Raw genomic sequence first — 23,496 nt, 5'->3', positions numbered from 1 at the left:
AGTGCTTAATGCTTATTCAAATTGATCAAAAATTATTCTAGAGAGTGATCATTGTGAGATTGCATACCGACTCTGGAGATGAAATTTTGGTCAACGTCCATGAAAAGCTCGAGCCCATTCTCGAAGATGTCCTCCATCGCAACGCGGGTGAAATAGAATTTCACCAGGCTGTCCGAGAGGTGCTTGAAAGTGTTGGGCGCGTCATTGCGAAACGACCATATTATGCCGACAATGCCCTGATCGAACGCATTTGCGAGCCGGAACGGCAGATCATTTTCCGTGTGCCGTGGGTCGATGATCAAGGCCGCGTCCAGATCAATCGCGGTTTCCGCGTGCAGTTCAATTCGGCGCTCGGACCATATAAGGGCGGTATTCGCTTCCACCCTTCGGTCAATGTCGGCATCATTAAGTTCCTCGGCTTCGAGCAGACGTTCAAAAACGCACTGACCGGCATGCCGATTGGTGGCGGCAAGGGCGGTTCGGATTTCAACCCGCGCGGCCGTTCCGACGCTGAAATCATGCGCTTCTGCCAGTCCTTCATGACTGAACTTCACCGCCATATCGGTGAATATGTTGACGTTCCGGCCGGCGATATCGGCGTTGGCGGACGCGAGATCGGCTATATGTTCGGCCAATACAAGCGACTGACCAATCGCTATGAAGCGGGCGTGCTGACGGGTAAGGCATTATTCTACGGCGGTTCGCGGGCGCGCAAGGAAGCAACCGGTTATGGTGCAACCTATTTCGTGCAGCGTATGCTTCAGGCCCGTAAGCAGGATTTTGACGGCAAGCGCGTTGTTGTTTCCGGTTCGGGCAACGTTGCCATCTACACGATGGAAAAGGTGATCGAGTTCGGCGGCAAAGTGGTCGCCTGCTCGGATTCCAATGGTTATATCGTTGACGAGAACGGTATAGATCTTGATCTCGTCAAGGAAATCAAGGAAGTGCGTCGCGAACGTATTTCCGAATATGCACGCCAGAAGGGGCAGTCCGTTCATTATATCGAGGGCGGCTCGATCTGGGATGTTCCGTGCGATGTGGCCATGCCTTCGGCAACGCAGAACGAGTTGACCGGCAAGGATGCCAAGACGCTTGTGAAGAATGGCGTTATTGCTGTCGGTGAAGGCGCGAATATGCCATCCACACCGGAAGCAGTGAAGATATTCCAGGATGCGAAAGTACTCTTCGCTCCCGGCAAGGCTGCCAATGCGGGCGGTGTGGCGACCTCGGCACTCGAAATGCAGCAGAACGCATCGCGCGACAGTTGGACCTTCGAACAGACTGAAGCGCGTCTGGCTGAAATCATGCGCAATATCCACGATCTTTGCGCGGAAACCGCTGAGGAATACGGCACCCCGGGCGACTATGTCCTTGGAGCCAATGTCGCCGGTTTCGTTCGAGTGGCAGAAGCCATGGATGCTCTGGGCATCATCTGATCAAACAAGAGGGCGGAGCCAAAAGGCTCCGCCTTCAACTTTTCAGCGCTGCTCATAACGGACGATTTCTTATGTCCGAGTGCGCCCGCCTCCTCCCCCGCGAAAATATCGGTGATCATCAGCCAGCTTCCTTTGCCGGAGGGTGAAGTGTCAGGCACGTCAGCGGTTTCGGCGAACCGTCGGTGAATTCGTCAATTTGCTCAAGTTGCTCCCACATAATTTGCAAAATCCACGGCTTGAACGGTTGATCCATCAATGGAACTCTGCTCATTAGTTCTATGAAAGCGGTGACTTAGGGAGGGGATCGCTGAATGTCTGTAATGCCCGAATTGCGTGCCGATACTATACTTTATAACGGCACGATCTGGTGTGGATATGAAGAGGGCACAGTTGAAGCCCTGGCAATCTGGCAAGGCAAGGTACTGGCCACCGGCACGAAAGATGAGGTCTGGGGCCTCAAGGGCAACAAGACACGGCTGATCGATCTGAAAGGGCGTTTCGCCACACCGGGACTGAACGATGCTCATCTTCATCTGATATCGGTCGGGCTGACGCTCAAATGGCTTGATGCAACAGCCCATGCCGCGCCTACGCTGGAAAGTCTGCTGAATGCAATCCGCGAAAAGGCGGCTTCTGTTCCTCCGGGCACCTGGATCAAGGCGCGCGGCTACGATCAGACCAAGCTGGATATTGGTCGCCATCCCCATAAATCGGAACTCGATGCAGTTGCACCAGACCATCCTGTGATGCTCGTGCGCGCCTGCGGCCACGTTTCGATCTTCAACTCGAAGGCTTTCGAGCTTGCAGGGATTGATGAAAACTCGCCTGTTCCCGATGGCGGTCTGATCGAACAGCAAAATGGTGTGCTGACCGGCATGGTTGCCGAAAATGCGCAAGGCGCAGTTCGCAATGCGATCCCGACTGCGACCACGGAAGAAATGATCGAAGCCATTGAGGCCGCAGGCAATCTGCTGCTTTCCTATGGCATTACCAGCGTCATGGATGCAGCGGTCGGGCAGGTTGCAGGTTTCGACGAAATTCGCGCCTACAACATTGCCAAGCTGCAAAAGCGTTTGCCGGTGCGCACATGGCTGGTTTTGCTGGGCGACCCGGGCCCTTCAATCGTCGAAAAATGCTACGAGGCCGGACTGGTCTCCGGCGTTGGCGATGACATGCTGACGGTTGGCGCGGTCAAGATATTCCTCGATGGTTCCGCAGGTGGCCGCACAGCCTGGATGAGCAAACCATATCTGGGCGACGACAATAATATCGGCGTCCAGATCTTGCCGGATGCGGAGCTGGAAGCACTGGTGCTGGATGCCCATAAGAAGGGATATCAGCTGGCCTGCCATGCCATTGGCGATGCGGCCATCGGCCAGCTCATCACCGCTTATGAGAAGGCACTGGCTGCTTATCCGGACCCGAACCGCCGTCATCGCATTGAGCATTGCGGGTTTTCAACGCCGGAACAGCATGAACGCATGAAGAAGGCGGGCATTTATCCATGTCCGCAGCAAGTCTTCATCTATGATTTCGGGGATGCCTATATTTCAGTTTTGGGCGAGGAGAGGGCGCTTTCGAGCTACCCGCTCAAGACTTGGAAGGATCTTGGCTTCAAGCCAGCGACTGGAAGCGACGCCCCGGTCTGCCACCCAAATCCTTATCCGAACATCTATTCGATGCTGACGCGGGAAACGGCCAAGGGCACGGTCATGGATGCGCGCGAACGCGTGACCATCGAGGAGGCCCTACAGGTCTATACCGAATATGGCGCCTTCTCGCAGAAGCTTGAAAAGGTCAAGGGCAAGCTGGTGCCGGGGCAGGTGGCTGATATTGCGGTTTTCTCGCGCAATATGCTCACGGCAAAACCGGAGGAAATTCTCAACGATACGCATTGCATGCTCACCATTCGTGAAGGCGAACTGGTGTTCGAACGTTCGTAGGGAGAACAGGCAGCGAAGCTTCGGCAGCGCTGCCTGAATACGTTCATTCATCCGATCTACAAAAATCAAAAGGGGAAGATCATGAGGAAATTTGCGTTGCTTGCGGCGGTGTCCGTCGCATTGATGGCTGGAACTGCGGCCTTTGCTTCCGATACGCTGCGCTCGGGGGGCGTCGTCAACTTCGTTGCGCCTTATGGTGACAGTTTTTCGACATTGGATATTCAGGCATCGCCTGCAACGCAGGACGAATTCTACGCCAAGGCCATCCATCGCACGCTCTATGACTGGGATGCGGATCTGAACAAGCCGGTTCTGGCGCTGGCGACAGATGTAAGTGTTTCGGACGACAAGCTCGTCTATACCTATAAGTTGCGTCAGGATGCATTTTTTCACGACGGTAAGCCGCTCACGGCAGACGATATCATCTGGAGCTATACCCGGATGATGGACCCGAAAAAGGCCATGCCTCCAGCGCGTTACATTGCGGAAATCAAGGGCGCAGAAGACTATGCGCAGGGCAAGGCCAAGGAGATTTCCGGGCTGAAGAAGATCGATGATCACACACTGGAGATTACGCTCAAGCAGCCGATCGATCCAGGCTTCCAGTTCATGCGCAACAATACCGCAATCTATCCTGCGGGACAGGGTGACAGCGAAGAATTTCAGCGTCACCCAATCGGGCTTGGGCCTTACAAGTTTGTCGAATATGTGCCTGGCTCGCGCTTGACGGTTGAAAAATGGGATAAGTACTATGACAAGGGCAAGCCCTATGCCGACAAGATCAACATCATGATCATGGGCGATGCCGCTGCACGTGATGTTGCTTTCCGCAACAAGGAAATCGATGTGGCGGTGCTCGGACCAGCCCAGTACAGCACCTATCGCGAAGATCCAGAACTCGGCAAGAATATGCTGGAGGTTGCCGAAGCCTATACGCGTGCAGTCGGCTTCAATCCTGATTTCAAACCGTTTCAGGACAAGCGTGTTCGCCAGGCCATCAATTACGCCATTGATAGCGATCTCATCATCAAGCGTCTCGTCAAGGACAAGGCTTATCGTGCGGTAAGCTGGCTTCCCAGTTCGTCACCTGCATTCGACAAGGATGCCAAGCCATATCCGTATGACCCTGAAAAAGCCAAGGCCCTGCTCGCGGAGGCCGGCTATCCCGATGGTTTTGAGTTCGAGCTGACTGCAACGCAGAATGAAAGCTGGGGGTTAACCATCGTTCAGGCGATCATTCCGATGCTGGCAAAAGTCGGCATCAAAGTGAAGGCAAAGCCAGTTGAGGCATCGGTTCTGGCCGATGTGGTTCCTGCCGGTAACTTCCAGGCCTATATGTGGTCACTGGAAAGTGGCCCGGATGCGCTAACGGCAATGCAGTGCTTCTATTCCACGACACCACAGTCGGCGTGTAATTATCAGAAGTTCTCCAATGCAGAATTCGACAAGATTGTCGATGCCGCCAAAGCTGCCAAAACCGAAGAAGAGAAGAATGAGCTTCTGAAGAAGGCCAACAATCTGTTGCAGGATGAAGCGCCGGTCTGGTTCTTCAACTATAACAAGGCTGTCATGGCGCATCAGCCGTGGCTGCATGGCTTGCAGCCAAATGCGGCAGAGATCGCAATTCAGTCCTATGAAAAACTGTGGGTGGACGACACGGTTCCGTCGGGTCGCTAACCCCGGTTAAGATGGATTGGTCCGCTCGTTCGCGAGCGGACCACATATCCCCTTTGCTCCAGCGCTTCGCCGCTGATCCGAAAGGAGGACTGCGTGCTCTATTTCATTGTCCGGCGCGTCCTGCAGATGATACCGACAGTTCTGGCGGTGTCGTTGCTGGTCTTCGTCATATTCAGCGTTGTTCCAGGCAGTATCGCTTCCGGCCTCGTCGCCAGTGGCAAAGGCATGAGCGATCCGAAACTGGTCGAAAAGATCACGCAGGAATTCGGTCTCGACAAACCAGTTCACGTGCGTTTTGGCAATTATCTCGTGCAATTGGCGCAGTTCGATCTCGGCACGTCCTATCGCTCGCGGCAGCCCGTTGTTTCGCTTATTCAGGAGCGTATGTGGCCGACATTGAAGCTCGCTTTCGCCGCGATGGGGTTTGCGATTTTGATCGGTGTGCCGCTGGGGTTTCTCGCCGCACTCAAGCCCGGAAGCATCCTTGATAGCACGACAATGATTGGCGCGGTGTCGGGCCTTTCCATGCCGCAATTCTGGCTCGGCCTGCTGGCGATGTATCTGTTTGCGCTGACACTCGGCTGGTTGCCCAGTTTTGGTTATGGCGACGGCGGCATACGCAATATCATCCTGCCCGCTCTGACTTTGGGCGTCGCGCCTTTGGCTTTGCTGGCGCGAACCACGCGTGCCGCCGTGCTGGAAGTGATGGGGGCTGATTTTATCCGCACGGCGCGTTCAAAGGGCATGAACAGTTTCAGGCTGGTGAAATGGCACGTCATGCGCAACGCGTTAGTGCTCATCATAACGACGATTGGCTTGCAATTCGGCTCGATGATGGGGCAGGCTGTGGTAGTTGAAAAGCTCTTTTCCTGGCCGGGGCTTGGTTCCTTGCTCATCGACAGCGTTTCGCTGCGCGATATTCCGGTGGTGCAGGGTGCAATTCTCGTGATCGTTTTGTGGTTTCTCGTTATCAATACGATCGTCGACATTCTTTACGCGGTCATCGACCCGCGCATCAGCCACGAGTAAGCCCATGAAGCTGCGTTTCAATCTCATATTCGGCGGGCTGGTATGCATCATCATTTTGACAGCAGCAGTCTTCGCGCCGTTGCTGGCGCACTACAATCCGGTTCTCGATGCCGACTTGATGAATGCGGAACTGCCGCCCGACGCACAGTTTTGGTTTGGCACAGACGCGCAAGGACGTGATGTTTATTCGCGTATCCTCTATGGCGCGCAGGTGTCTTTGACGGTCGGTGTCGTCTCACAATGCATCAACACTGTGATCGGTCTTGGCTTTGGTATATCTGCCGGTTATTTTGGCGGCTGGTGGGATGATTTCGTCAACGGGCTGACCAACCTGATGCTGGCAATCCCGTCACTGATCTTTGCGCTGGCTATCATGGCGGTTCTCGGTCCCGGTCTGCCCAGTCTCTTACTGGCGCTTGGCCTGACGAACTGGTCCTGGACGTGCCGTATTGCCCGCAGCTCAACGCTTTCGCTCAAGAAGCAGGGCTATGTGCAGGCCGCAAAAATGCTTGGCTACAGCGATGTACGCATCATGATCACGCAGATCGTGCCGAATATGATCGGGCCGATCCTCGTTATCGGCACGCTTGGAATGGGCGACGCCATCCTTGCAGAGGCTGCACTGTCCTATCTTGGGCTCGGTATCAGCCCGCCTGATCCAAGCTGGGGCAATATGCTGACCGACGCGCGCGAACTCATTGTCAACGCGCCATGGGCGGCGATCTTTCCGGGTCTGGCGATTTTCTTCACCGTGCTCGGCCTCAATCTGTTTGGCGACGGGCTGCGCGACTGGCTCGACCCGCATATGAGGACACGCAAGGTATGACCGAAGAAGCACTTTTGGAGGTGGAAAACCTTCGCATCGATATTGTTTCCGGCTCTTCCCGGCACAATGTCGTGGAAGACGTATCTTTCACCATAGGTGCTGGAGAAACCTTCGGTCTTGTGGGCGAATCCGGTTGCGGTAAAAGCATAACAGCATTGTCGATGATCGGCTTGCTGCGCAAACCTCTCGCGATTACCGGCGGTGCCATACGCTTTAAGGGGCAGAATCTGGCCACCCTGTCCTCGCGTGAAATGCGCAAGCTGCGTGGCAATCGCATAGCCATGATTTTCCAGGAACCGATGACGGCGCTCAATCCCTTGTCACCTGTTGGACGGCAGATAGCGGAAATGTTTGTGCTGCATCAGGGTGCGACATGGCATGAGGCCGAACGCAAGGCTGTTGAAGCGCTTGCAAACGTGCAGGTTCCGGCTCCCGATCGACGGGTTAGGAATTATCCCCATCAGATGTCAGGCGGTATGCGCCAGCGCGTGATGATTGCGATTGCGCTGGCTTGCGATCCCGATCTTTTGATTGCCGACGAACCGACCACAGCGCTCGACGTGACCGTGCAAGCGGAAATTCTTCGTCTGATGCAGGAGCTTTGCGCTGAGCGGGGCACGTCCGTGTTGATGATCAGCCATGATCTGGGCGTCATTGCCAAAATGTGCCGCAGTGTCGGCGTCATGTATGCGGGGCATCTGGTCGAGGAGCGACTAACGGCGGGGGTATTTCGACATCCGTCGCATCCCTATGCGCACGGTCTTCTGGCGTCTCTGCCACAACTCGGCTCGCGTCAGAAGGAAGGACAACGGCGATTACAGGAAAACGAAGGCGTCGTTCCATCCATCTCCGCCTTTCCGAAAGGCTGCCGGTTTGAGCCGCGTTGCACGCGCGCAACCGAGATATGCCGCGCGGAAAAGCCCGCATGGACGCCGCTTCAGGATACGGGCGTGGTGAGGTGTTTTCATCATGAATGATATGCGTTCAACGAAAACGACCGATGCTCTCGTCACCATTGACGATCTATGCGTCTATTTTCCCGTCAGCGGTGGAATATTCAGCCGTTCCAGACAATTGCTTCGTGCGGTGAATAACCTCAGCCTGACACTGAACAAGGGCGAGTGCCTGTCGATTGTGGGGGAGTCCGGCTGTGGTAAATCAACCCTCGCGCTTTCCATTGTGGGATTACAGAAACCGACAAGCGGTGAGATCTACTTTGAAGGCCGCCCGATCACCGGCAGGAATGAACCATCACGGCTTGAACGTGCGCAGATGGCGCAAATGGTGTTTCAGGATCCTTTCGCTTCGCTCAATCCGCGCCAGACGGTGTATACGTCCCTTGCTGCACCTTTGCGGCTGCATGGGGTGGCATCGCGCAGCGAGGTGGACGCACGGGTAGAAGAGATTTTGCGTCTTGTGGGTCTGAAGCCTGAGCATGCGAAACGTTTTCCGCATGAGTTTTCTGGCGGGCAGCGCCAGCGCATTGGTATTGCGCGGGCGCTCTTGCTCAACCCAAAGGTGATTGTCCTCGACGAACCTGTTTCGGCGCTCGATGTCTCCATTCGCGCGCAGATTATCAACCTGCTGCTGGAGCTGAAGGAAAGGCTCGGCCTATCCTATATCATGATCAGTCATGATCTGAGCGTTGTAGAACATATGAGCGATCGCGTGGCGGTGATGTATTTCGGCCAGATCGTCGAAAGCGGGCCATGGGACCGGATTTTCTCCAACCCGACACACCCCTACACGAGGCGATTGATCTCTGCTATTCCCGATCCGATGATCGAACTCACCGGTGGGCGTCTGCTCGACGACAGGGCAGCGCCGCCGGCGCCGGAAGGCTATGCTTTCTATCCGCAGGGGTTTGGTGGGCATGATGTGCACCAGATACCGCCGCCCACGCAGTTCATCGATATTGGCGGGGGGCAGCGCATTCGCGTTATTGAGACAGCATAAGAAGGCTGCGAATTGATATAATGACTGTCGTAAATTTGCCAGAATGACCGAGCTAAGAGTATACATTCTTTACGGTTGAAGGTTAAATTATTGCGCGTCTTACTTGTTGAAGATGATATTATTTTAGGGCGTTCTCTCTCTCAGGCGCTTGAGAAGCACGCTTATGGCGTTGATTGGGTTCAGGATGGCGAGGCTGCAGTCGAAGCGCTAGCGACGCTCTCCTATAGTATTGTGGTGCTGGATGTAAATTTGCCGAAACTGAGCGGGATCGAGGTGTTGCGCCGAGCCCGGCAATCCGGCAATAGTATACCGATCCTGCTGCTGACGGCACGGGATCTGCCGCAGCAGCGGGTTGAGGGACTGGATAGCGGTGCCGATGATTATCTCACCAAACCTTTTGATCTGGAAGAATTGCTGGCGCGCCTGCGTGCTGTATTGCGGCGGCGTGAGGGGCGTGCCGAAAGTATCTTGAGAAGTGGTCCGATTGAGGTCGATCCGGCAGCCATGGTTGTTCGCGGAAGCGATGGACCAATTCCCGTCACGGCGAAAGAATTTCAGCTGTTGAAGCTGTTGATGGAACGCGCTGGCAAATACGTCACAAAGCGCGATATCGAATATGCACTGTACAGCCCAGAAAGCGCCATTGAAAGCAACACCACCGAGGTGATCATCTACAATCTTCGCAAGAAACTGGGGGCGGATTTCATCACCTCCATGCGCGGGGTCGGTTATATGGTCGAACGATGAAACAGCCCACGCTGACGTGGAGCCTTTTCATTCGTGTTGCTCCAACCATTCTTATCGCATTGGTTATCATCGGCGTTTTCGCGTTTCAAAGCGCGCTGCGTGAAATCAATCATATCTATGATGCCCAGCTCATCAACGACGCCAATGTGCTCTGGAACTTGCTGCAAAAGCCCGTTGAAAAACGCAGTTTTAGTGAAGCGCGACAGTTCAAGGATCTCGACTTTGCCATGGGGAACCAGCTGGCATTGAACGAAGATGTCGACGATTATGCCGATGCTCATATGTTCCGTGTCTGGAAAAACGGCGCGGTGGCTGTCTATTCGACAACTGCCTTTCGTCCCGAACAGCCTATTTCGGAAAATGGGCTGTCCGATGTGATCTATGACGGGGAACGCTGGCGAACCTATACGCTTCAGATACCGGGCAACCGGTTCGCCGTTGAAGTCGGTGAAAAAACCGAACTGCGCAATACGCTGGTTTCCAACATTCTGCTCAATCTGGTCATTCCGCTGCTTATTCTTATTCCCCTGATTGGACTTCTGCTATGGCTTGGGATAGGCCGGGGTCTGCGCACAATTCATGGACTTATCAATCAGATACGCAGTCGTTCATCGGATGATCTTTCGTTTATTCCGACGGATGGTTTGCCGCGAGACCTTGCACCCCTCGGGCGCTCCGTCAATCAGCTGATGAGTAAACTCGACCGTTCGTTGACTGCTGAACGACGATTCGCCGATCATGCCGCACATCAGCTGCGCACACCCCATGCAGGTTTGAAACTCCTGCTGCAAATTTTGCAGCAATCGGACAGCGAAGCTGAGCGCAAGGCGATTGTTGGCAGTCTTGTGCAAAGCAATGAGAAGGCATTGCGGTTGATCGAACAGCTCTTGCAGGCTGGTCGTGTCAGTCATCAAGAAGTCCAGTTCAGTCGGTTCAATCTCTATGATATGGCGGCGTCTGTATTGGCCGAACTGGCTCCGGTCATCCGACGGAAACGGCTGGATATCACTTTGGACGGCGTTGAAGGCGCGTGGGTCGATACCGACGAACCTCTGTTGCGCGTGCTGATTGAAAATCTCATCGAAAATGCGATCAAGTACACGCCGGAAGAAGGCGCTATCCATGTTTCGCTTCACGATGCAGGCAACACGGAATGGCTGTTGATGGTCTGCGATACAGGGCCGGGCATTCCGTCCGAGCAACGCGAGGCTGTCTTCCAGCGGTTCTATCGTGTCGGCTCGCCGCAGGAGGATGGAACGGGGCTGGGCCTTGCCATTGTGGCAGATGTTGCCACACGGCTCTCGGTGAAAGTCTCGCTGGATGTGCCAGAAAATGGCAAGGGTTTGCGCGTCAATGTGGGAGTCCGCAAGGCTGCGGCAATATCAATACGCCGCTAAGATTATTACAAAAAAGACAGAAACCTTATTAAAACGGGCGCGATTTCAGTTTCGCTTCATTTTCCCATCAGCATCGCCTCAGTTACGGCTGCTAGAAACCCGGCCAATGAGCAAGGGCTGATGTGATGCAAATATATTGTGACTTTGACGGAACGATCTCGGTGCAGGACACAACCGATTATGTTTTGTCACGGCTTGCCGATCCATTATGGGAAGACATTGAGGCGCAATGGGTCGCGGGCGATATCGACGCCCGTACCTGCATGCGTCAACAGATTGCCTTGCTCCAAGCGCGCTTCGACGAACTCGATAAGGTGCTGGACGAAATCGAAATCGATCCCGGTTTCGCTTCATTCGTTGCTTTCTGCCGGTCGGAAGGGCTGCCGGTCACTATTGTCAGCGATGGTGTGGATTATTTTATCAGGCGCGTTCTCGCACGGTTTGGCCTCGATACCCTGCCGGTGGTCGCCAATCGCCTGCTCATGACAGAAAATGCCCGGCACGTAACTTACGCGCTCATCTCGCCTTACGCCGACAATGGATGTCGGGTAGCATCAGGCGTCTGCAAATGCAGAGTTCTCGATGTTGCCGTCCCTCGCGTCTATGTTGGCGATGGCCGGTCGGACTTCTGCGTGTCCGATCGGCCAGAACTCATCTTTGCCAAAAAAGCGCTGGCGGAACATTGCCATAACCGGAATATCCCCTTCATGGCCTATGGCAACTTCCACGATGTGACGCGAAACCTGCATGCCCTGCTGCCTGCGTTACGAAACGAGGCGCGTTCTAAGGCCTACGCCGCTGCATGAGTAATCTTCAGTTCCGCTGAACTCCCAAAAAATTCAATTTTCCTGAAATTACGTCTGCTGGTCCGTTGCACCTGCAGGTCATTCCCAGAAGGCATATCCATGAACAAGACTGTGACTTCCAATCCGTCTCAACCCATTTCCGGCATTGCTGAGAGCGAAAGTGATCTGCGTCTGCTAGAAGAGCTTTATTGCTCGTATGGCGACACGGTGCATTATTCAAACCAGCCCGCAATCTTCTCCGGTTGTGAAGGTTCGTTCCTGTTCAATGAACAGGAGACGCCCTTTCTTGATTTGCAGATGTGGTATTCGGCCGTCAATTTCGGCTATCGCAATCCGCGCTTGAATGCAGCAGCTCACCGTCAGCTCGATACGCTGCCACAGGTTGCCTCTCAATATCTACACCGCGAAAAGGTGGAACTTGCAGCCTTGATCGCCCAGGATGCGCAGCGCAAATTCGGCACAAAAGGACGTGTACATTTCAATGTTGGCGGCTCGCAGGCCATCGAGGATTCACTAAAACTGGTACGCAACTTTACCGGGGGCAAGAGCCTGATGTTTGCCTTCGAAGGTGGCTATCACGGTCGAACGCTTGGCGCTTCATCGATTACCTCGAGCTATCGGTATCGCCGCCGCTATGGACATTTTTCCGACCGGGCACAATTCATTGAATTTCCTTATCATTTCCGTGGTCCCAAGGGTATGAGCAAGGAAGAATATGGCCACTATTGCGTGCAGAAATTCGCTCGTTTGTTCGAAAGCGAATATAATGGGGTTTGGGACCCAAAGGCCGGAAAGTCGGAGTTTGCTGCCTTCTATGTGGAGCCAATCCAGGGTACAGGCGGCTATGTCATTCCGCCGATGAATTTCTTCAAGGAACTCAAGAAAGTTCTGGATGAACATGGCATCCTTCTGGTGGTTGATGAAATCCAGATGGGAGTCTATCGCACCGGCAAGCTTTGGTCGATTGAACATTTTGGTGTCAATCCAGACGTGCTGGTGTTCGGCAAGGCGATTACCAATGGGCTCAACCCGTTATCCGGTGTCTGGGCGCGAGAAGACATGATCCATCCAGGCGTCTTTCCTCCCGGATCGACCCATTCCACTTTTGCCAGCAACCCCATGGGTACATCTGTCGCTCTTGAAACATTGAGGATGCTGGAAGAAGACAAGGACTATGGCGCTACCATTATGGATAAAGGTGCTTATTTCCTTGACGGGTTGAGACAGCTACAGGCAAAACACAAGACAATCGGCGAAGTCGATGGTCTCGGACTGGCGCTTCGGATGGAAGTCTGTCAGGAAGATAGTTACACGCCGGACAAGGCAACGCTTGACTGGATGTGCGATGAGGGCATGAAGGGGGATCTTGCTGTCAACGGCAAGAACTATGGCCTCGTGCTCGACGTGGGCGGTTACCACAAGAACGTCATCACCCTTGCCCCCAATCTGCTTATTTCGCGTGAGGAGATCGATCTGGCATTGACGTTGCTCGATCAGCTTTTTGTACGCGCAGCAAAGCGCTGAAGCAATGCAGCTCCATCTTCTCCAGTTCAGCGAGGTGTTGGGGCTGCATTCTCATCTGGTGAAGACGCTTCATGGCATAGGGGCGGTAAAGAGTGATGTGGCACAATGACTGGGACCCTTTCGCTGTCGGTGCTGGCATTGGTGGCGTTCTGTATCCTCACGGAGATGGGACGCGAGGTTTGTTTCAAATTCGCCGCAGATCGCGCCCCCGATATTCTGCGAACCCTGTTGTTGCCGGTTACGTGGTTGGGCGTGGCGTTCTGGGTAGTGGACTTGTTCTGCTGGATGCAGGTGCTGGAACGGGTACCGCTGTCAATCGCGTTTCCTTTGACGGCATTGAGCTACGCAGCGATGGTCTTTGCTGGCGCGATATTCTTTTCTGAAAAGGTCAATCAACGCCACGCATTCGGGGTTTTTCTGATCACGCTTGGCGTTGCTTGTGTGGGACTGACAGGGCTTTGAGAAAGCTTAATCGATGAACCTATCCGATCCATTTTCATTTTTTATGCCGGGCACGAACGGGCAGGCGGTGCTGCTGGTGCATGGCATGACAGGGGCACCCGCAGAGATGCGTCTGGTCGGGCGTCTTCTCAATCGGCGTGGCTTTACGGTTTATGCGCCACTTCTGGCTGGGCACGGTCAAAGCGAGGCGGCATTTCGTGCAAGCCACTGGCGTGATTGGCTGGAAAGTGTCGATGAGGCGGCTGAAAGGCTGAAAGCCTATGCGGATACCACCTATGCAGCGGGTATTTGCGTCGGCGGAAAGCTGGCGCTTTTGTCGGCCCATCGTAGTCGCGGTTCTATTAAGGCTGTCGCGCTCTATTCGCCATGCTTTCATTATGACGGTTGGGGCGTGCCGTTCTTCTATCCGTTCCTATCCCGGCAGATTGGCTGGCTCGCTTATGTGCCGTATCTCAATCGTCTCAACTTTTCCGAAACTTCGGCAATGGGGATCAAGGACGACCGTTTGCGTCGGCTCATGACCGGCATGTCGGCGGAAGGCGTGCTGGAGCATTTTCCGGGCACTGGCATTATCGAAATGTATCGTCTGGGGCGGGCATTTCGAAAAGAGCTTCCAGCTATTAAAACGCCAACGCTTATATTGCACGCGCGCGAAGACGACCTGAGCAATCCGCGTCAGGCAAAATACATCACCCAACATTTGGGCGCGCCCAACCGCCTGCATTGGATTGAGGATAGCTATCACATGATCCATGTGGACCGCCAGCATCGCTGGGTGGCAGACCTCACCGCCAGCTATTTCGAGGAACAGAATGCTTGCGAGCTTGTTTGATGGATTGCCTACAAGCACGCCAGTTCTGATCGGCAAGTCTGCGTTGGCCGAAACGCGGGTCGTTGCTTCCATTGCCCATATCGGCCGCGATGCCTGGAACAGCTGTTTTCCAAATGAAATCGAGGATTACGACTATTTGCTTGCCGTTGAACAGGCGGGAATAGAGGGTTTCAGCTGGCGCTACATGACGATTGTGCAGAACGAGCGTGTGATTGCGGCGATGCCAGTCTTTCTGACCGCGTATCAACTCGATACTACCTTGGATGAAGGGTATATGCGCAGTCTGGTGCGCGGTATCCGGCGGCACTGGCCGGGTTTCCTCACATTGCGTCTTGCCTGCCTCGGTTCGCCTTGCACCGAAAACGGCGTTCCAGGGTTTCATGCCTGTGTAACGCCGGACATGCGGTCGGTTTTGCTCAAGCAGCTACTTGAAGGTTTCAAGCGCATCGCGGATGCGGAAGGTTGCGCTCTGCGCGGTGTCAAGGATCTGCCCGATACGCTTTCCGCTGATTTGCACAGCGTTTTTGCCGCTGGCGGATATGCCGCGATCCCCGGCCTCGCCACAGCCTGGCTGGACCTTGATTTTGCGTCCGTCGACGACTATCTGGCACGGCTTTCATCGGGGACGCGCAAGGATATGCGCCGAAAATTACGCAGTCGCAACGCGGTAACTATCGAGTATCGTTCCGAAATTGCCGATATTCTCCCGCGCGTCATGGAACTTTATGATGACACGCGCGGGCGAAGCGATTTGCAGTTTGAGGCGCTCACAGGTGCTTATTTCGCAGGCGTGCTGCGGCAGATGCAGGGCCGGGCTTTTTGCACGGTCTATAAGGTGGAAGACCGCATTCTTGCCATCAACCTGCTCGTTCACGATGAATGTACACTCATCGACAAGTTCTTCTGTATGGATGCGGAATCAGGGCGAAAATACAATCTTTATTATCTGAGCTGGTTCAACAATCTCGAATACTGTCTGAAGCATGGAATGCGCCGCTATCAAAGCGGACAGGCTAGTTACGAGAGTAAAGTGAAGCTCGGTAGCCGCCTCACGCGCAACACCATGTTCTTCAGGCACCGTAATCCGATAATACAAACCCTGCTGAAATTCGTTTCACCAATGTTTGCCATTGATGAAAAGGCGGAAACGAAGCCGTGATAAGCCGCATGTCTCTCTGGATCGGTATTCCAGTTTTCAACACGCTGGCGCAGATTTTCGTCAAGTTTGCTGCGGAACATGTCGATCAGATCACGACGACGGGGTGGGGCAAGCTGGTTGTTGCAGCAACTTCGCCATGGATGCTGGCCACAATCACGGCTGAAATTACTTGCTTCTTCCTTTGGATGAATGTGCTTACCGATTTCGATCTCAGCAAAGCCTTTCCGATTTCCGCTATCAGCTACGTGGCCGTGCTGGCCGCCAGTTGGCTCTGGTTTCAGGAGCCGACCAATCTTCTGCAGATCGGAGGAAGCATTCTCATCCTGTCGGGTGTCTGGATGATATCTACGGCGGGGCAGGTCGAAGACGAGATATCAGAACCCGAAATGAAATGATCGGCTCAATATGATACCGACAGAATTCTGGTTGGGTGAACCGCCTTCCGTGACAATTGGACTGTCGGCGGCATCGCCGATCAGACGATCAAACTTGTCATAGACCTGAACGCTCATCGTATCGGTCAGCTGATAGGTGGCACTCGCCACGAGTCCGACAGATTTCATGCCTCCACCGGCGTCATAGGCGGGCAATAAAGCACCATTCTCAACGTCAGCGATACCGACGCCGAAATTGTTCTGCATATAGGTGGAGTTGGCGAAGGAGAGGCGAGGTCCAATCGAAAAGATCAGATCCTTGCCTGCGCGCTGAAACCAGTCGGCGCCAAGATCGGCTACAAAGCCATCCCCATGCTGCAATCCTTGCCGAGCCTCGATACGAAAGCGCAGCTTGTCCTGAATTGGCCAATATTGGGCGAAAGCGCCTGCATCGACAGTCCAGTCAATTTCACCTAGCCCTTGCAAACTTGGATCGTCGGAAGATTTTCGGTCCCCGCGAAGGCTGGCGACAGGACCGATTTCAACACCACCGAGTTCAAAAAGCGTGAAATCGATGTTGTCATCAGGGGCACTGAGAGCTGCTTCTTCACCAAAACGGCGGATATCGAACGAGGGCACGAAGCCGAAAGACTTGTCATTTGCGCCCACGTAAGATGGACCGTATTCGGTGCCTACACCGAGCGTAATGATCCAGCCGCGGGGTTCAGGCGGGGCACTGAGTTGATCAGCAGCCATCACATCGGATGTTGCAAAAAGGCAGGCAAGAGCCACCCCTCCACCCACGCAATGACTGATCTGCACCATCGGCCTGAAACTCCTTATGCCAAGTCGTCACAATTTGCATCGGACGTCTGTCGCCCACCCTACCATAAACGGATGAGTATTCCACAAAGAGTGTTTACCGATGAGAACACCTTTCCACACTTGCGGTGAACGCGGTTTCTGATAAGTGCAAATTACCCGCTTCTCCTGCGAGGCGAAGCGGGTAAATCTGGCTCCAATTACTTGGGAGGAGCCACCGCGACATAGACGACGCTATGCCCGTTATATTTTGGCTCAAACCAGTTTCCGCTGCAGTCCTTATAGCTTATTCCATTGACCACAACGTTTGTGCAATCCGGTGGAAGATTAGCAATGACCGAACCGATGGCCACGGCTGCGGCAGTACCGACAATGGCCGCTGCTGCAGGGTCCCATCCGCCATTCCAATAGCCCGGCCAATATGGACCCGGCGGAGGTGGCGGTGGCGGCGGTGGTGGTGGTACAGGATGCGGTCCTGGTCCCGGATGAGGCGCGGGACCCGGTCCGGGATGCGGGGCAGGCCCAGGCCCTGGATGTGGCTTCGGTGCAGGATGTGGAGCCGGGTGCGGCGCAGGGGGATGCGCTGGATGCGGGGTTGGGCCCGTTCTTGTATGCGGAAGATTGCCACCGCGCGCGCGCGGCACGGATGGATTAAAACGTGGTTCGAAATGCGCTGGGCCGTTAAAGCCGCCCATGCGGGGGCCGTAAAAGCCACCCCCGCCACCAAACCCATGCATTCCGCCCCCGCCCAAATTCATGCGCGGCATGCGCCCGCCAAAGCCGCCACGCGCCTCGGCAATTTGCGGTGCGATCATCGCTGTGGCAAACAGAATTCCTATTGTGACACGAAAGAGTTTCATTGCGGGTTCCCCTCTTCAAGGAAGCGGAGCTTTTGCGCATCAGCCGGAGGCGTGAATTCGAATGCACTCGCCTGAATATCGGGCGCTTCATTCCAATTGAGAACGGCGGTCATGCGCGGACGGGTTTGATCGTCACGATCCACAAGTGAAACTTTCAGAGGCAAGGGTGGACCATCCGATGCGATCCAGACTTCAAAGTCCTGATCCCCGGTACGATAAGCCCAATGATCTGTCGGCTTTCCGTTCACCACTGCATTTCCGGCGTGAAACCCTTCCACGATTTCGCCTATGGGCGCGTCTGGCGTGCCCCAGGCGAACAAATCCGCAAGCGGGAAAGTCAGATGATATTTTTGGGCTGCCTCTTCCAGCGTTTCCTTGATTGTCGCGGGGGCGGGAGCCTGAGCATATGTATTGTTGCTGGGAGAGACGTAGGTGAAGGTTGTTCCGTTATAAATGAACTCGCCCTGCACGACATCTGTTTTCAGATCGATGCGGACCTTGTTTGGTCTTTCCACCTCATAGGAAACCTCGCCGCCGATCTCCAGTTTCTGGTCGGTATCCAGAACAGCATCCACGCTGGTTTGTGAGTTTAGAGAGAACTTCTGTAGTGACTGCAGATGTTTACCCATATTCTCTAAGGCTTGAATTGAAGCAGGTTCGATCCTGTCGGATGCGGCCTTGCCATCTTGGGCGGCTGACATGGTAATCATGCCTAGCAAAAATAGCCCGCTTGCTGTACATCGGAGAATGCGCCTGTTGAGCGGCATTGGAGTCCTCCTCGAATGACTATGGATTGCGGATGGTGACATGTGAAACGAGAAACCTATTCGAAAGCATAAACCTTCTTCCAATCATTCTTCATGTCGACGATTACCCAATTTCTCTCCGGAGCTTCGGTCAAAGCTTTGTCCAGTTTTCCGAATGAAGATTGCCGGTCATAGGCATATTCCCGGTCTTTATCGGTATGATGGATGATGATGCCAAGGCTGTTGGGGAAGGCCGTGCCCCACCGCAACATTTCGTAATCACCATCCGAATTACCCGCGACGAAAATCGGTCGTTTGCCGATCACCCGATTGATGCCAACCGGTTTACCGGGACCATCGTCGATAAAATCGATCTCCGGCAGACGTTTCAGCACAGGCTGATCGTTCTCGATTGCGTATTGCGTCTTGATACTGCTGCCGATAACCTGTTGCGAAGGTATGCCGTAAGCCTTCTCCGTCATGGGGCGCATGAATTCCACGCCACCGCCGGATACGATGAATGTCTGGAAGTCATGAGCGCGAAGATAGTCCAGCAGCTCGCGCATAGGCAAAAACGTCATTTCGGCAAAGGGCTTGCCGGTTTTTGGGTGTTTTGCGGTATCATACCAATCCGTGACGATTTTATCGAATTCGTCTGTCGTCATGCCGGCATGGGTAACCATGCCAAGCTCAACAACACCCTTCTCGCCGCTTCTTGCGATACCGGCCAGATCACCGGCCAGGATGGATTTGAACGGTTCCGTTGTCTTCCATTCCGGATGGTCGGGAGCCAGCGCCTTGACGCGGTCAAGCATGAAGGCCAACTGGAAATAATAGGGCTGCTCGGTCCAGAGGGTGCCGTCATTGTCGAAAACCGCGATCCGGTCCGCAGGCGCGACGTAATTCTTGCTGCCTTCCTTCGTTACCTTCTCGACAAAATCGACGATCTGCTGTCTGGATTTGACATCGTTCCAGGATGCAAGGTCATCAGCCCAGGCGGATGTTGAAACTTGAAGCGTGACGATCAGCAAAATCTGCGCAAGCAAACGCATGAACTCTCCCTCAGTTTATTGGTCTTTTCACGCACCGGAATCCGACATGACTGGTGGATGTGTCCTCCGGCTCTGCATGCCGCGCCGCCGGGCGATAGCGGCGGCAGTAGTCCGGTGTGCACAGATGTGACCCACCTTTGAGAACGCGTCTTGCTATACGAATATTGGGTTGCTGCGGGTCAAAACTGGCGAGAGCTTCGCCACCGCGCGGATTGCGCGGGATGCAGCATGGACTTGGAGCAGGTTCGGGATGTCGGGTTGTCCAATAATCATTCGTCCATTCCCAGACATTGCCGATCATGTCATAGACGCCATAACCGTTAGCAGGGAACGACCCCACGGGCGACGTTCTTTCACGGCCTTTTGGCTTTGTGCTTTTTATGGGAAACACACCTTGCCAGGTATTGGCCATGGCAACGCCGCCGGGCATGAGTTCATCACCCCATGCATATTCAAGATCCTCAAGTCCGCCTTTGGCAGCGAACTCGAATTCTGCTTCGGTCGGCAAATCGAGACCGGCCCATTGCGCATAGGCTAACGCATCACAATAGGCCACATGTACGACTGGATGGTCGAGCTTGCCGCGTAAATCGCTGATCCCGCCCAATGGCTTACGCCAGTTTGCTCCGAATTTGAATTTCCACCACTGACCGATATCTCTGCCTTCAACCCGCTTTGGCGGCGTGAACACAAGCGACCCTGCGCGCAGCATTTCTGGGAGGGCGCCTGGATAATCCTTTGGGTCCGGGGCTTTCTCGGCCATCGTGATATAGCCCGTTTCTTCAACGAAGCGGGAAAACTGCCGGTTGGTAACGGGCGTTGTGCTGATCCAGAACCCGTCTACTTTCACCGGATGTCGTGGCGCTTCTTCGGGATAATGGTTGTCGGACCCCATCAGAAATGTGCCACCTGGTATCCAGGCCATTTCGTCTGAAACCTGCTCGGAACAACGTTTGCTCGAAGCGTTCATACCCATCGTCATCCTCCGCGAAATTGTAGAAAGCTTGCCTTTGTGTCAGTCCAGCGGGAAGTACGTTACGGTAAATCGGTGGATAGGTCAGGGGTTCAGCTCTAAAAGCGCGGGCGGTTTTAGAGCGCGTTGATGCGAAAGGCGGTTCTCCACACCGTGGACGAGAACGCGCCGGTCGATTTCTGCGGTGTTACCTCTTCCGTAAAGCTGCCGCTGGAGAATTTCGACTTGTGCGGAAAGTGACCCGTCGTTCGCGGCTGCGGCCCAATCATGAAGGGAAGAATATCCAAGGCGGCGCGACCAGACTTCCAGCGCGGTGTTGATTTGGGCGTAATCGCCTGTCTTGATAATGCGGAGGGTCTGCCGTTTCAAATGATGAAGCGAATTCCGGCGTCGCTCCTTCCATTCGTGCAGCGCTTCGGTAAACCGAACTCTATATCGGATTGCGATGGCTATAACACTTGCGATCAAAAGCGCGGCTATTGCCAACAGCCAAAGTAACTTACGGCCCGGCCAGTTCTTGCTGGCTGGTGCGGCAGGCGATGTAGATTTCGTTGCGCTTGCGACCACCGTTACGGTTGTTTGCGATAAAGTTGCAATCTGAACCTGCTGCGATTGCACGTCAAACCAGCGATAGGAGATCGCTGGCAGGGAAAAAGTGCCGGGTTTGGAGGCGGTATAGACAATGGTTTCAATACGGCGGCTTGCAGTTTGCCGTCCGATGGCGACGTTGTCTGCTACGCTGGCGGGTTTTACATATTGGTCCAAGCCCTGTGATGTTCCAACATTGACGGGCGGAATGGTGATCGCCACCGTATCTGTCGCCGTAATGGTGAGTGTTCTGACCAGCGCATCACCCGTCTGCAACTTATCCGCTGGCCTGTCGAAGCTTTGCGATAGCTCTAAAGATCCAGCGGCAAATTCCGGTTGTCCGTCTTGTTGAGCAGCGCCGACCATGAAAGACAGGGGCGGGCTTGTTACTGTGCCTTGTTTGGGGTTTCCGTCTTCAAGATAGTCAAACGAAATCTGGATTGTCGGGATGTTATAACTTCCACTGACTTGCGGTATGATGGAATAACGTTTTTCAATGCCGCTGAACTGAACGCCATTTATCGTGTCATTGGTGTTTTGAGACCTTTCATCAGGCAGAGTTACCAAGGCGTGGGGAAGTGCGAATAAAGGAAATTGCGGGGGCGAGGTAAAAAAGCCTGGAGCAAGCACGGTCAGCACAAGATGGACTTGCTGCCCCGGCACGATGGTGCCTGTTTCCTCGATTTCTGCGCGTATGATGGGGTCCTGCGCCGCCGCATCGTTGATGAACAGCCTTGTTGAAAAAAAGAGGCTAAAAAAGACAAGCCGAAACAAAATTTTCATTTGGCGCCGCCTCCCGCTTCAATTGAAAAACGACGCGCCAACATGGCCGCGGGGCTTACGGCGATGTTTTTGATCCACATCTGCGATGTCTGTTCAGACATGGCTATTTCGACATCTTTGCCTTGTTTGCCTTTGTCATCAAACTGGATGCTGTCAGGCTTCAGATCTGGGTCTTCCGCCTGATCCTGTTCTTCTTTCTGCTGTGCTTGCAGAAGTCGTTTTGCCGTCGCTAGATTGGCCTGAATATCTTCCGACTTTGGGTCTGCCTGAAGTGCCTTCTCGTAAGCTGAAACGGCCTCGGCAAACTTTCTCAGATGCAGCAGCGCATTGCCTTGATTATACCAGCTTTCGGGGCTGTCCACGATCGCAAACGCATTGATGGCGTCCTGATATTTCCCGGCACGATATTCGGCGACACCGCGCCACATGGGATCGCGAAAAAGCTTAGCGGCTTTCTCAAAGTCGTTGTTTTGAAATGCGATCCGTCCCTGTTGATCGGGAGTAAGCCACATATCTTCGAAGGAACTTGCGCTTGCCGGATCATTCCCAACCAAATGAAAAGCAATGACAACGCTCCCCAATCGCACCACCCAGCCGCGCCTGAATGTAAATGCGAATAGCAGTACGGCGGGAATGAGAAACCACCATCCGTTGTCGCGCCATCGACTTTCCTTATCCGATTGTTGTTGCGCAAAGTTGCCCTGTATCTGTGCGGTAATCCAGCGAACATCGGCATCGTCGTCAGTGACCGTTGTGACCGCGACTTTATTCGATGAGCGCAGTTGTGCCAGGCTTTCAGTATCGAGTTTGGTAACGAGGCGCGCACCGCTGTCTGATGAGAGAAAGCCCCCATTGCCGGACTTGATCGGACCACCGTTTTCGGTCCCTATGACCAGTACCACAACGCCGTTATCCCGCTCGTCACTCAGTGTTTTAACAGCTGAGGCTTCAACGCCATCCGTCAGGAACAGTATCGTGCCGGACGAACCGTCTTCTTTCAGGAGATCGGAGGCGCGGGCAAGTGCCGCCCCCGTATCTTTGCCCGGACGCGGCATGATACCGGTTGAAAGGGCATCGGTATAAGATTCAATCAGGTCAGCGTCATCGGTAAGCGGCAGAACAAGATGTGCCGTGCCTGCGTAAGCGATTACCGCAGTTCTTGCGCCAGCCCTACTCGCCAGAATATCGTGAATTTTGAGCTTGGCTCGTTCAATGCGGCTGGGGCTGATGTCAATCGCATCCATAGTCTGCGAAAGATCGACTGCGATCACCAGTGACGCCGTGTCGTGCACGAAAGGTGGGGTTTCCTTATCCCAACTTGGGCCAGCGATTGCGAGGATCATGACTGTCATGATGAGCGCGAGAAGCGTTGCCGGTTGAAAGCGCCGTTTGCCATCGCCTTCGATGACCAGCCGTTCGAGCAGATGCGGGGCGATCATGTTCTTCCACTTTTGCCTCACGTTAGAAGACCGTGCGGCAAGCCAAACCAGTATGAGCGGCAGTA

General features: G+C 54.2%; 22 protein-coding genes. 16 read left to right on the top strand and 6 right to left on the bottom strand.

What is annotated here, in order from left to right; translation table 11 throughout:
• Positions 1-86 precede the first annotated feature (86 nt).
• The 15 genes from gdhA to JAU75_RS16885 all read left to right on the top strand — a co-directional run bounded on the left by gdhA (position 87) and on the right by JAU75_RS16885 (position 16,189).
• Positions 87-1,436 carry an NADP-specific glutamate dehydrogenase gene (gene gdhA, locus JAU75_RS16955; protein WP_167836069.1) on the top strand — a complete coding sequence of 450 codons (1,350 nt, stop codon included), beginning with the start codon at positions 87-89 and terminating at the stop codon, positions 1,434-1,436.
• A 320-nt stretch (positions 1,437-1,756) separates the two neighbouring features.
• The gene (locus JAU75_RS16950; RefSeq protein ID WP_371836197.1) at positions 1,757-3,379 is read left to right on the top strand and encodes an amidohydrolase; all 1,623 of its coding nucleotides are present in this window, start codon (positions 1,757-1,759) and stop codon (positions 3,377-3,379) included.
• Positions 3,380-3,460: 81 nt separating this feature from the next.
• The gene (locus JAU75_RS16945) at positions 3,461-5,056 is read left to right on the top strand and encodes an ABC transporter substrate-binding protein (RefSeq protein ID WP_199057655.1); all 1,596 of its coding nucleotides are present in this window, start codon (positions 3,461-3,463) and stop codon (positions 5,054-5,056) included.
• 93 nt (positions 5,057-5,149) lie between these two features.
• Positions 5,150-6,085, top strand: a complete 936-nt coding sequence (locus JAU75_RS16940; protein WP_124915492.1) for an ABC transporter permease — start codon at positions 5,150-5,152, stop codon at positions 6,083-6,085.
• A 4-nt stretch (positions 6,086-6,089) separates the two neighbouring features.
• Positions 6,090-6,911 carry an ABC transporter permease gene (locus JAU75_RS16935; RefSeq protein WP_199057654.1) on the top strand — a complete coding sequence of 274 codons (822 nt, stop codon included), beginning with the start codon at positions 6,090-6,092 and terminating at the stop codon, positions 6,909-6,911.
• Positions 6,908-7,888, top strand: coding sequence for an ABC transporter ATP-binding protein (locus JAU75_RS16930; protein WP_199057653.1), 981 nt, complete (start codon positions 6,908-6,910; stop codon positions 7,886-7,888). Before JAU75_RS16935 ends, JAU75_RS16930 begins: the two co-directional genes overlap by 4 nt.
• Positions 7,881-8,867: an ATP-binding cassette domain-containing protein gene (locus JAU75_RS16925; protein ID WP_199057652.1), complete on the top strand. Its 987-nt coding sequence runs from the start codon at positions 7,881-7,883 to the stop codon at positions 8,865-8,867. Before JAU75_RS16930 ends, JAU75_RS16925 begins: the two co-directional genes overlap by 8 nt.
• 90 nt (positions 8,868-8,957) lie before the next feature.
• Positions 8,958-9,614 (top strand): response regulator transcription factor, encoded by a 657-nt coding sequence (locus JAU75_RS16920; RefSeq protein ID WP_199057676.1) that lies wholly within the window; start codon positions 8,958-8,960, stop codon positions 9,612-9,614.
• Complete coding sequence (locus JAU75_RS16915; RefSeq protein WP_199057651.1) at positions 9,611-11,011, top strand: HAMP domain-containing sensor histidine kinase; 1,401 nt, start codon at positions 9,611-9,613, stop codon at positions 11,009-11,011. The genes JAU75_RS16920 and JAU75_RS16915 overlap by 4 nt, the downstream gene beginning before the upstream one ends.
• A gap of 125 nt (positions 11,012-11,136) precedes the next feature.
• The gene (locus JAU75_RS16910) at positions 11,137-11,817 is read left to right on the top strand and encodes an MtnX-like HAD-IB family phosphatase (RefSeq protein ID WP_199057650.1); all 681 of its coding nucleotides are present in this window, start codon (positions 11,137-11,139) and stop codon (positions 11,815-11,817) included.
• A gap of 99 nt (positions 11,818-11,916) precedes the next feature.
• Positions 11,917-13,341 (top strand): aminotransferase class III-fold pyridoxal phosphate-dependent enzyme, encoded by a 1,425-nt coding sequence (locus JAU75_RS16905; protein WP_199057649.1) that lies wholly within the window; start codon positions 11,917-11,919, stop codon positions 13,339-13,341.
• 105 nt (positions 13,342-13,446) lie between these two features.
• Positions 13,447-13,803: an EamA family transporter gene (locus tag JAU75_RS16900; RefSeq protein ID WP_199057648.1), complete on the top strand. Its 357-nt coding sequence runs from the start codon at positions 13,447-13,449 to the stop codon at positions 13,801-13,803.
• A 13-nt stretch (positions 13,804-13,816) separates the two neighbouring features.
• Positions 13,817-14,635 carry an alpha/beta fold hydrolase gene (locus JAU75_RS16895; protein ID WP_199057647.1) on the top strand — a complete coding sequence of 273 codons (819 nt, stop codon included), beginning with the start codon at positions 13,817-13,819 and terminating at the stop codon, positions 14,633-14,635.
• Positions 14,616-15,794, top strand: coding sequence for a peptidogalycan biosysnthesis protein (locus tag JAU75_RS16890; protein ID WP_199057646.1), 1,179 nt, complete (start codon positions 14,616-14,618; stop codon positions 15,792-15,794). Before JAU75_RS16895 ends, JAU75_RS16890 begins: the two co-directional genes overlap by 20 nt.
• Before the next feature lie 8 nt (positions 15,795-15,802).
• Complete coding sequence (locus JAU75_RS16885; protein WP_199057645.1) at positions 15,803-16,189, top strand: EamA family transporter; 387 nt, start codon at positions 15,803-15,805, stop codon at positions 16,187-16,189.
• Here the strand turns inward: JAU75_RS16885 and JAU75_RS16880 are convergent.
• Positions 16,169-16,993 carry a MipA/OmpV family protein gene (locus JAU75_RS16880; RefSeq protein ID WP_247880523.1) on the bottom strand — a complete coding sequence of 275 codons (825 nt, stop codon included), beginning with the start codon at positions 16,991-16,993 and terminating at the stop codon, positions 16,169-16,171. The two genes, JAU75_RS16885 and JAU75_RS16880, sit on opposite strands and share 21 nt — an antisense overlap.
• Positions 16,994-17,432: 439 nt before the next feature.
• Here JAU75_RS16880 and JAU75_RS16875 point away from each other — a divergent pair, with 439 nt between their 5' ends.
• Positions 17,433-17,645, top strand: coding sequence for a hypothetical protein (locus tag JAU75_RS16875; RefSeq protein ID WP_199057644.1), 213 nt, complete (start codon positions 17,433-17,435; stop codon positions 17,643-17,645).
• A 201-nt stretch (positions 17,646-17,846) separates the two neighbouring features.
• Here the strand turns inward: JAU75_RS16875 and JAU75_RS16870 are convergent, their stop codons facing one another.
• From JAU75_RS16870 to JAU75_RS16850, 5 genes are all read right to left on the bottom strand, one after another.
• Positions 17,847-18,617: a DUF2092 domain-containing protein gene (locus JAU75_RS16870; protein ID WP_247880522.1), complete on the bottom strand. Its 771-nt coding sequence runs from the start codon at positions 18,615-18,617 to the stop codon at positions 17,847-17,849.
• 56 nt (positions 18,618-18,673) lie between these two features.
• Positions 18,674-19,648 (bottom strand): HAD family hydrolase, encoded by a 975-nt coding sequence (locus JAU75_RS16865; protein WP_199057643.1) that lies wholly within the window; start codon positions 19,646-19,648, stop codon positions 18,674-18,676.
• A gap of 10 nt (positions 19,649-19,658) precedes the next feature.
• Positions 19,659-20,624: a formylglycine-generating enzyme family protein gene (locus JAU75_RS16860; protein ID WP_199057642.1), complete on the bottom strand. Its 966-nt coding sequence runs from the start codon at positions 20,622-20,624 to the stop codon at positions 19,659-19,661.
• 81 nt (positions 20,625-20,705) lie between these two features.
• Positions 20,706-21,992 carry a BatD family protein gene (locus JAU75_RS16855; RefSeq protein WP_199057641.1) on the bottom strand — a complete coding sequence of 429 codons (1,287 nt, stop codon included), beginning with the start codon at positions 21,990-21,992 and terminating at the stop codon, positions 20,706-20,708.
• The gene (locus JAU75_RS16850; protein WP_371836196.1) at positions 21,989-23,344 is read right to left on the bottom strand and encodes a VWA domain-containing protein; all 1,356 of its coding nucleotides are present in this window, start codon (positions 23,342-23,344) and stop codon (positions 21,989-21,991) included. Before JAU75_RS16850 ends, JAU75_RS16855 begins: the two co-directional genes overlap by 4 nt.
• Positions 23,345-23,496: the final 152 nt, after the last annotated feature.

Source organism: Ochrobactrum sp. Q0168 (assembly GCF_016427605.1).
In the GTDB taxonomy this organism is placed as follows: domain Bacteria; phylum Pseudomonadota; class Alphaproteobacteria; order Rhizobiales; family Rhizobiaceae; genus Brucella.
The sequence above is the reverse complement of the archived record's forward strand: the minus strand, read 5'-3'. Positions and strand labels throughout refer to the sequence as shown.

Excerpts from the sequence above, each read along its gene's own strand:
- JAU75_RS16890 (WP_199057646.1), top strand. The coding sequence starts at position 14,616 with ATGCTTGCGAGCTTGTTTGATGGATTGCCTACAAGCACGCCAGTTCTG.
- JAU75_RS16860 (WP_199057642.1), bottom strand. The coding sequence starts at position 20,624 with ATGGGTATGAACGCTTCGAGCAAACGTTGTTCCGAGCAGGTTTCAGAC.
- JAU75_RS16905 (WP_199057649.1), top strand. The coding sequence starts at position 11,917 with ATGAACAAGACTGTGACTTCCAATCCGTCTCAACCCATTTCCGGCATT.
- JAU75_RS16885 (WP_199057645.1), top strand. The coding sequence starts at position 15,803 with ATGTCTCTCTGGATCGGTATTCCAGTTTTCAACACGCTGGCGCAGATT.
- JAU75_RS16930 (WP_199057653.1), top strand. The coding sequence starts at position 6,908 with ATGACCGAAGAAGCACTTTTGGAGGTGGAAAACCTTCGCATCGATATT.
- JAU75_RS16870 (WP_247880522.1), bottom strand. The coding sequence starts at position 18,617 with ATGCCGCTCAACAGGCGCATTCTCCGATGTACAGCAAGCGGGCTATTT.
- JAU75_RS16950 (WP_371836197.1), top strand. The coding sequence starts at position 1,757 with ATGCCCGAATTGCGTGCCGATACTATACTTTATAACGGCACGATCTGG.
- JAU75_RS16945 (WP_199057655.1), top strand. The coding sequence starts at position 3,461 with ATGAGGAAATTTGCGTTGCTTGCGGCGGTGTCCGTCGCATTGATGGCT.
- JAU75_RS16935 (WP_199057654.1), top strand. The coding sequence starts at position 6,090 with ATGAAGCTGCGTTTCAATCTCATATTCGGCGGGCTGGTATGCATCATC.
- JAU75_RS16850 (WP_371836196.1), bottom strand. The coding sequence starts at position 23,344 with ATGACAGTCATGATCCTCGCAATCGCTGGCCCAAGTTGGGATAAGGAA.
- JAU75_RS16895 (WP_199057647.1), top strand. The coding sequence starts at position 13,817 with ATGAACCTATCCGATCCATTTTCATTTTTTATGCCGGGCACGAACGGG.
- JAU75_RS16900 (WP_199057648.1), top strand. The coding sequence starts at position 13,447 with ATGACTGGGACCCTTTCGCTGTCGGTGCTGGCATTGGTGGCGTTCTGT.
- JAU75_RS16855 (WP_199057641.1), bottom strand. The coding sequence starts at position 21,992 with ATGAAAATTTTGTTTCGGCTTGTCTTTTTTAGCCTCTTTTTTTCAACA.
- JAU75_RS16865 (WP_199057643.1), bottom strand. The coding sequence starts at position 19,648 with ATGCGTTTGCTTGCGCAGATTTTGCTGATCGTCACGCTTCAAGTTTCA.
- JAU75_RS16910 (WP_199057650.1), top strand. The coding sequence starts at position 11,137 with ATGCAAATATATTGTGACTTTGACGGAACGATCTCGGTGCAGGACACA.
- JAU75_RS16915 (WP_199057651.1), top strand. The coding sequence starts at position 9,611 with ATGAAACAGCCCACGCTGACGTGGAGCCTTTTCATTCGTGTTGCTCCA.
- JAU75_RS16880 (WP_247880523.1), bottom strand. The coding sequence starts at position 16,993 with ATGGTGCAGATCAGTCATTGCGTGGGTGGAGGGGTGGCTCTTGCCTGC.
- JAU75_RS16925 (WP_199057652.1), top strand. The coding sequence starts at position 7,881 with ATGAATGATATGCGTTCAACGAAAACGACCGATGCTCTCGTCACCATT.